This is a genomic window from endosymbiont of Ridgeia piscesae (assembly GCF_001443665.1).
GTDB classification, from domain to species: Bacteria; Pseudomonadota; Gammaproteobacteria; order Chromatiales; family Chromatiaceae; genus Endoriftia; species Endoriftia persephonae.
The window spans coordinates 19,272-28,354 of the sequence record NZ_KQ557148.1 but is presented as its reverse complement, the minus strand read 5'-3'; the positions used below and the strand labels follow the sequence as shown (position 1 = coordinate 28,354).

Sequence of the window (9,083 nt, the reverse complement as noted above, 5' to 3'; positions counted from 1 at the left end):
ACTTCGCTGATTAAGAGTTTCTTCCGCATGTCAGATACAAAGTATATTTTGGCAAGTTCAAAAATAGACTGCCAATACTTTCGGAACGATTAATACTAGAAACCATGTGGCTATTCCCTAGAGGAACAGAGAGAGTTCAGAGATTTCCCCGGTTTTCTCTGTGATCTCCGTGCCTCAGCGGTGGGCGGAATGGTTACGAAACTATATAGAGTGTTAAGGGGACAGATGTAATGAACATCACTGGGATGCGTTACGGCGCGAAACTCCTGGATATTGTCGGCTTCCCCCGGTCCGAGATATTGGGGCCGGAGGCAAGCGATCAAGAGATCAAAGACCTGATAGATCGTTGCGGCGAAGTTTTCGTCAAGCCCATCTTCAAGGGCGGTGTTGGCAAGAAGGGTAAGGCCGGTCTGCTGGGCCGGGCCAAGGACCTGAGCCATGCCATGCAAGAGAAGGCGCGGCTCTATTTCGCCGAGCACTTCCACAACAATACTCTGAGCAAGGCCGAAGGCGTTACATTCGAGGGAGCGGTGCCGGCCAAGTACGAGATCTACTTCTCCATCACCGACAGTACGGAGTTCCGGGCGCCGACCATCACCATCACTCACCACGGCGGCATGGATATAGAGGAGTTGCCCCCGGAGAAGATTGCCAGCATTCCCTTCGATCCTCTCACCGGGCTGAAGGGTTTTGTCGTTTCCAATGCACTGAAGCGCCTTGGCGCTCCCAGTGAGCTGATCAGCCCGCTGGTGCAGAACCTGCCCAAGCTCTGGGATCTGTACCACAACTACGGCATGACCACCCTGGAGCTGAATCCGATCCGCATGATGCCCAACGGGAAAGGACGCCTGGTCCCGGTGGCCTGCGACTTCAAGGGTTCCTTCGACGACGATGATCCCAACGTCGATCGTCTGGGGCTGCCGGATGATCTGGATACCTCCAGCTACTCCAGTTTCGAGCAGGAGGTGAACTCGCTGCGCACCTACCAGGGCCAGTCCGACGTGTTCGTCGTCAATGAAGCGGGCAGCATAACCGCCATGACCTTCGGCGGCGGGGCCAACGCCCTGGTGACCGAACTACTGGGAGACGCGGCCACCATCTCCTCCGACTTCGGCGGTAACCCGCCCTACGCCAAGATGCACGACATCAGCCGTATCGTTTACAAATATTGGCTGAAGCAGTCCAACGTGCTCTTCATCATCGGCGGCAAGGCCAACAATACCGATATCTATGAGACCTTCCGCGCCATGGCGGATGCGTTGCGGGACCATTTCAACGCTCATGGCCCGACCCCGCTCTACGTGGTGGTGGGAAGGGGCGGCCCCAACGTAATCCGCGGCATGGGCTATATGCAGGATACCCTGGATGCCTTGGGCATTCCTTACCAGATGTTCGGCTTCGACTCCGCCATGAGTGAGGTGGTCAACTTCGCCCAGGCGGCCAACGATTGGATGACACAGGGCGGCCGCGACACCATCGCCAAAAAACTGGGTATCTCCTGAGAGCCGTTCAAGATATTCACAAAGCATTTCCGGACATGGCCGGTACAAAAGGCCGTGTCATAACGAGGGAACCAAAATCATGCATCCGCAAGGTGTAGCCGCCTTTCCCCACTACTACGTGGGCATCAACTCTCTGTCGGAACTGGCCACCAAAGATGACCGGGTCTGTGTCCTCAACATCACCGGTGGTGAGAGCCGTACCGTAACCCCTGTGAGCCACATCTACTCCGGCGGCAATATCGTCTGCGGAACCGCCCCCGGACGTTCCGGCTCCAAGATGAAGACCGCCATCGGTGAAATCCCGGTCTACGACAACGTGGCCGAGGCCGTTGACGACGGCTGTGAATTCAATGTGGCGGTGGTCTATCTACCGCCGTCCGGCGTGCGTGACGGGGTGATCGAGGCGGTGCGGGTCAACCCCAATCTGAAAAAGATCGTCATCCTCACCGAGAAGGTGCCGGTACGTGACGCCCGCGTCATCCGCGCCATCGGCCAGATGCACGGTATCGATATCTTCGGCGCCAACTGTCTTGGCCTGGCCGACGCCCACAACCATATCCGCATCGGCGGCGCCTTGGGCGGCAGCGCCCCGGAGGAGTCTCTGCTCCCCGGCTCGGTGGCCATCTACTCCAACTCCGGTAACTTCACCACCACCATTGCGGTCTACCTGGCTACCGCCGGTTGGGGCAGCACCGTCTCCTTCTCCTCTGGTAAGGATCTCTACATCCACTACTCCGCGCAGGAGTGGACCTACGCATTCCACAATGATGACCGCTCCAAAGCCGCAGTGATGTATGTCGAACCAGGCGGCTACTATGAGCGTGATCTCGAATTCGAGAAGCCGGTGATCGCGTGCGTGGTGGGCCGCTGGAAGGCAAAACTGACCAAGGCCTGCGGTCACGCCGGCGCCATCGCCGGTTCCGGTGACAATGCCGTCGCCAAGGAAGAGTGGTTCATGGAGAAGTTCGGCGTCGACGCCATCTTCACCCCGGACAACCCCGTCTGCTCCGAGAAAGGCGCAGTCGTGGTCAACATTGCCCACATCCCGGCCGCCATGACCGCCGTGATGGAGAAGCGAGGCGCCAAACCTGACTTCGAACCCGTGGGCGACCTCTCCCTCAAGTGCTGGTTCAGCAACACCCAGGGGATCGACCTGCCGGATCACCTGAATCCGCCAGTGGTGGAGGCGATGGCCCCCTACAATGAGCAGATCGCCGGCCTCAGCGAGCAAGTGGGCATCGTCTTTCCGCGTCAGACCATGAAGGACGCCTCTGGCGCTTCCATGATGGATCCCAAGACCCAGGTGACCAGAGTCCACGGCACCAGCGTGCTGGACGCCTCCACCCACAGCTTCGAAGAGAACCTGGCGCAGAGCCTGATCCGCGAGTACCCGGATGAGAATGGCACAGCCCTGGCCAACGTCGCCCTGAATGCCTTCGTCAACCAGGCGGGCAGCATCGGTCTGGCAGCTACGGACGCCTCCCGTGAGGCGGGCAACAGCCCCAATACCGCACTAGCTGCCGCCGTCGCCATGGTGGGCCCAAAGGAGGTGGAGGCCTCCCGCAACGCTGCCACCACCATGATGGAGCTGTTCAAGAAAGCAGGCATCGAAGATCCGACCGACACCGGCGCCGATATCTCCGAGCAGCTGGAAGCCGCTGACCCGTCGATCTTCGTCTCCGACAACGCCTGTGAACGCGGAACCGCCATGCTGGCCGCCATCGAGGCGCGGGGCGCCAAGTCGATCTTTATCGATTTCTTGAAGGCCCTCGCCGAAAAGGCCGGCGGACATGTTCGTGGACAGGTGGTCCTGGCCGCTATTACCGTGCATCTGGCCTGGAAACCGCTGATGCGCAAGCGTCTCTCCGCCACCACTATCAGCACCATGCCTTGGCACTTCCGCATCTTCAGCACCCTGATCGGCTCCGCCGCTGGCGGCGCTCAGCAGAGCGCGGGAAGCTTCCACGGCGTCTCCGACAGCGACCTAATGAGCGGCTGGAGCTTCACCGAGACCGCCCACCTGGCGCTGCTGGGCAATCGCCCGAATGCAGAGGCGCTGTACGCCTTCTCCGTGCTGCTAGGGCTGATCATCTCCAACGGCCCCGGCACCATCTCTGCCCAGGGCGCCAAGGGCGCGGTCAGCGCCGACGGTCCCGAGGCCCCGGAACGGGTGCAGGTCAACAAAGGCTATATCGGTTTCCTCACCCATACCGGTTTCGCCCACGGCGGCAACGGCTTTGAGGCCATCGCCTTCCTGCTGGACCGATTCCGCGACTCTGGTCTGCGTGACCCCGGCGACGAAGGCCACGGCCTAAAGCTGGCCGGCATGGCCACGGATTACGCCAAGGCGTACAAGGCGTATAAGACCAAGGCCAAGGCGGAAGGCAACCTCTCCTACGCCAAGATCCCCTGCGTGAACCACCCGGTGTTCAAGAACAAGGAGGTCAACTACGACCCCCGCGAGGTGTTCGTCAACGACCTGTTCAAGCAGCGCGGCAGCTACAACGTCTTCCACGAGTTCTACCATGAACTGGTCGACGCCCTGTTCAAGACCGGCGTCAGCCGCAACGTCTACTGCGTCAACGTGGACGCCGTGATCGCGGTGATTCTACTGAAGATGCTGTGGCGGCCTTACGCGGATGGAGAGATCAGCGACGCGACCATGGAATCCGCCGCCTTCACCACGTTTCTGTTTGGCCGCATGATCGGCTCCGCCGCGGAGATCGACGACCATACCAACCGCGGCCGAAATATGGATACGCGGACGCCGGCATCCCGCTGTTCCTATGTTTCCTAGCGAAGAATTTGCTGGCACCGTTCTGACTACTGAGAAAAAAGCATGACACCAAAAGCATCAAAGATTGTTTGGACAAAGACCGATGAAGCGCCCGCGCTGGCGACTGGCTCCTTTCTCCCTATCGTCAAGGCATTCACGGAGGTGTCCGGCATCACCGTCGAAACACGGGATATCTCTCTCGCGGGCAGGATTATCGCGAATTTTCCCGACCATCTGAGCGACAGCCAGAGGCAATCCGATGACCTGGCCGAGTTGGGTGAGCTGGCGAAGAGACCAGAGGCCAATATCATCAAGCTGCCGAATATCAGCGCCTCGATCCCTCAGCTGAAGGCCGCAATCGCGGAGTTGCAGTCACAGGGCTATGACCTGCCAAACTATCCCGACGAGCCGAAAGACGACGCCGAAAAGGCAATCAAGGCCCGCTACGCCAAGGTGTTGGGGAGTGCCGTCAACCCGGTTTTGAGAGAAGGAAACTCCGACCGCCGGGCGCCAACCGCGGTAAAAAATTATGCAAAGAAGAACCCGCACTCCATGGGTGCATGGAGCCCGGACTCAAAATCGCATGTAGCCACCATGAGCAGCGGGGATTTCTGTGCCAACGAGCAATCCGTGACCATGGCCGAGGCAACCGACGCAAAAATCGAGTTTGTTGGCCAGGACGGAAGCATTACCGTTTTGAAGGAAAGCACTCCACTGGAAGCGGGTGAGGTGGTTGACGCAACCTTCATGAGCAAAAACGCCCTGACCCAATTTCTCGCGGAGCAGGTGGAAGACGCGAAGCGGCAGGACGTGCTGTTCTCCCTGCACATGAAAGCAACCATGATGAAGGTTTCGGACCCCATTATTTTTGGTCATTGCGTCAAGGTATTCTACAAAGACGTCATCGAGAAACACGCGGATGTCATTGCGAAACTCGGCGTTGATTTCAATAACGGCCTGGGCGACCTGCACGCCAAGATCGAGAAGCTGCCGGCGGATAAGAAGGCCGAGATTGAAGCGGATATCCAAGCGCTGTATGCAAATCGTCCCGCGATCGCAATGGTGAACTCCGACAAGGGCATCACCAACCTACATGTACCCAGCGATGTAATCATCGACGCCTCGATGCCCGCTGCGATCCGCGCCTCAGGCCAGATGTGGGGTCCAGACGGCAAGCAGCACGACACCAAGTTCGTGATCCCGGACCACAGCTACGCACCGCTCTATCAGGCCACCATCGAGAACTGCATCGCCAATGGAGCACTGAACCCGGCCACCATGGGCACGGTTCCCAATGTGGGTCTGATGGCAAAGAAGGCGGAGGAGTATGGGTCACACCCCACCACCTTCGAGGCCCCTGGCGACGGAATCATTCGTGTCGTTGACAGCAAGGGTCAAACCATCCACGAGCAGGCAGTCGAGGAAGGCGATATCTGGCGCATGGTAATGGTCAAAGACGCCCCGATTCAGGACTGGGTGAAACTGGCGGTGACCCGCGCACGGGCGACCGGTTGGCCGGCGATCTTCTGGCTCGACGATGACCGGGCCCACACTGCGGAACTCAAGAAAAAGGTTGAAAAATACCTGAAAGACCACGATACCGAGGGGCTGGATATCCGCATCATGGGCGTCTACGAGGCGGCGAAACTCTCCATTGAACGCATGCGGGCGGGAGAAAACACCATCTCCGTGACCGGCAACGTGCTGCGTGACTACAACACCGATCTCTATCCGATTCTCGAAGTCGGCACCAGCGCCAAGATGCTCTCCATCGTACCGCTGATGAACGGTGGTGGACTGTTTGAGACGGGAGCTGGCGGCTCAGCACCCAAGCATGTCCAACAGTTCCAACAAGAGGGGCATCTCAGATGGGATTCCCTGGGCGAATTCCTGGCGCTGGCGGCATCCCTGGAACATCTGAGCACCGTATCCGGCAATCAGAAGGCCCAAATCCTGGCGGATACGCTGGACAAGGCGACCGGCGAGTTCCTCGACAACAACAAGTCACCGTCCCGCAAGGTGAATGAACTGGACAACCGGGGAAGCCACTTCTACCTCACCCTCTACTGGGCGCAGGCGCTGGCCGAGCAGACCGAAGACACAGAACTTCAGGCGCGTTTTGCCACACTAGCGCAGCAACTTGGAAACAATGAAGCAAAGATCATCGAAGAGCTGAATGCAGCCCAAGGGCAGCCTGTCGACATGGGCGGTTACTTTCGCCCAGATGCGGAAAAGATGCTAAACGCCATGCGGCCCAGCGCCAGCTTCAATGCGGCATTGGATGCTCTTGGTTAAGGCAGCTGAAAAAAATCAATCAGCCAAGATTGCGCCGGACAGGGTTTCGTATTCAAGGCTCGAAGAAGGCGAATAGTGGACGATTCAACCGACCAGCAATGCAGGATACGAACTGGAAATAAACGGCAAGCGCTTTTACGAACGTGCGGCATCCGTGACCAACGACGAACTCGGAAAAGCCAAGCGCCCCGGCCGCCCTGCGTCCGGGACGCTTGGTGGCCGCGTTGGAACACTGTGGAACCAGGGCGTGACGTCCGACTCCCACACCCAGTTGGCGCACGCCGTGTCGCGGCCACTATTTCGCTGATTTGAGGCGCATAGAGGATCCTACGCAACGACAAATCCACCGGGAGCGGATTTAGACCGTGTGGCGACCTCGACAGGGGGCGCATCATAAGCAGCGGAGAAGAACGAAGCGAAGGATCTGGACCGCTCTCCCGCTTTTGCAGCCGGGTCACCCATAATCCGGCAAGCGCCTAGGATCCCCTCGTTGGGATTTATCGGAATCAAAATTTATTGGCGCTGAATCAGACAATAATTGACGCAAACCAAATTTAAGCACTCCAAAGGAGGAGCAAAATGAAGCCTTTGAATTTGACGGAGAAAATCCTGCTCGACCACTTGGTGGATGAGAATGAGCTGCCAGCGCCCGGCAGTGTGATCAAGATCAGGGTGGACGAGGCCTTCACACAGGACGCCACCGGCACCATGTGCATGCTGCAACTGGAGGCAATGGGCGTCAAACGGGTCAAGCCGCTCTCCGTTAACTTCGTCGACCACAGCATGTTGCAGGTCGGGTTTCGTAATCCGGACGACCACGAATATCTTAAGACGGTGGCCCAGAAGCTGGGTATCGTCTACTCCCCAGCGGGTACCGGCATCTGCCACTTTCTCAATATGGAGAACTTCGTCAAGCCCGGAATGACCGGCGTGGGCGCGGACAGCCACACCGTGAACGCCGGCGGCTGCGGTGCCATCTTCATGGGCGCCGGAGGTTACGACGTGGCCCTGGCCATGGCCACCGGCGAGTACAGCATGCCCATGCCAAAGGTGGTCAAGGTCAACCTGACCGGCGCTCTGAAGCCAGGCGCGATGGCTATGGACGTTATCCTGAAGATGTTGGAGATCAACGGCGTCAAGGGCGGCAAGGGCGTTATCTTCGAATATGCAGGTCCGGGCGTAGCCAACCTCTCCCTCACCGAGCGCGCCACCATCACCAATATGGGCGCCGAGATGGGCGCCACCACCTCCATCTTCCCCAGCGACGAACGCACCCAGGAATTCCTGGAGAGCCGCGGACGCGGTCAGGACTACCAGCCCCTGGCGGCCGACGAAGGCGCCGAGTACGAGCGCGTCATCGACATCGACCTCTCCGCCCTGGAACCGTTGATCGCCATCTACCCCTCCCCCGGCAACGTGGAAAAGGTGGCGGACCGCGCCGGCACCAAGATCAACCAGGTCTCCGTAGGCAGCTGCACCAACAGCTCCTACGAGAACATCGCCTCCTTCGCCGAGTTGCTGAAGGGCAAGCGCGTCACCGTGGACACCCTGCTCTATCCCGGCTCCCGTGCCGTGGCCATGCAGTTGGCCGAGTCCGGTTACCTGACCTCCTTGTACGCCTCCGGCGTCCGCATCCAGGAGAACGGCTGCGGCGCCTGTATCGGTCAGGGCGGCTCCCCGGTGAGCAAGGGCATCTCTCTGCGCACCTTCAACCGCAACTTCCCCAAGCGTTCCGGCACCGCCGACGCCGAGGTCCATCTGGTCAGCCCACTGGTGGCGGCGGCCAGCGCCCTCACCGGTGAGATTACCGTGCCCCAGGGAAATGTGGAGTTCAAACAGTCGCCGGCAATCCTCGACACCGACTCCTTCATCATGCCTCTGCCCCAAGAGGAAGCGGAGAAGGTGGAAGTCATCCGCGGCCCCAACATCATGGCTCTGCCGGACTTCGACCCCCTGCCCGACACCCTGAAAGGCGAGGTTCTGCTGAAACTCGGCGACAATATCAGCACCGACGACATCCAGCCCGCCGGCACCTTCCTTCCGCTGCGCTCCAACGTCAAGGAGTACGCCATGCAGGCCACCTTCAATCAGGTGGACCCGAGCTTCTCCACCCGTGCCTGTGAACACCGCGACGCCGGCGGTCACGGCATCATCGTCGGCGGCGAGAACTACGGCCAGGGCAGTTCCCGCGAGCATGCGGCGCTCTGCCCCCGCTGGCTGGGCGTGCGCGCCGTGGTGGTCTCCCAATTCGCCCGCATCCACGTGGCCAACCTGGTCAACTTCGGCATTGTGCCCCTGACCTTTGCCAACGAGGCGGACTACGACAAGATCAAGCAGGGCGACACCGTCTCCATCGACGTCTCCGACCTGGAAGGGGATCTCTTCTTGGAGGTCAACGGCGAGCGGATCCCGCTGAATCCGGCCTTCGAGCCCGGTGACGTGGGCCCCCTAAAGGCCGGCGGCGCGCTGCCCCTATTCAAAATGACCTATAAAGGATAAGCAATCATGGC

Annotated in this window: 4 protein-coding genes; all 4 read left to right on the top strand. The window is 59.6% G+C overall.

Going from position 1 to position 9,083, the window contains the following annotated elements; all coding sequences use genetic code 11:
* Window positions 1–230: 230 nt before the first annotated feature.
* The 4 genes from Ga0074115_RS13750 (at window position 231) to Ga0074115_RS13735 (ending at window position 9,072) form a co-directional block, all read left to right on the top strand.
* Window positions 231–1,502, top strand: a complete 1,272-nt coding sequence (locus Ga0074115_RS13750) for an ATP citrate lyase citrate-binding domain-containing protein (protein ID WP_040819861.1) — start codon at window positions 231–233, stop codon at window positions 1,500–1,502.
* 79 nt (window positions 1,503–1,581) lie between these two features.
* The gene (locus Ga0074115_RS13745; RefSeq protein ID WP_060528630.1) at window positions 1,582–4,299 is read left to right on the top strand and encodes a CoA-binding protein; all 2,718 of its coding nucleotides are present in this window, start codon (window positions 1,582–1,584) and stop codon (window positions 4,297–4,299) included.
* A gap of 42 nt (window positions 4,300–4,341) precedes the next feature.
* On the top strand, window positions 4,342–6,573 hold the full coding sequence (locus tag Ga0074115_RS13740; RefSeq protein ID WP_057956368.1) for an NADP-dependent isocitrate dehydrogenase: 2,232 nt from the start codon (window positions 4,342–4,344) through the stop codon (window positions 6,571–6,573).
* Window positions 6,574–7,152: 579 nt separating this feature from the next.
* Window positions 7,153–9,072 carry an aconitate hydratase gene (locus Ga0074115_RS13735; protein ID WP_057956369.1) on the top strand — a complete coding sequence of 640 codons (1,920 nt, stop codon included), beginning with the start codon at window positions 7,153–7,155 and terminating at the stop codon, window positions 9,070–9,072.
* The last annotated feature ends 11 nt before the right edge of the window (window positions 9,073–9,083 follow it).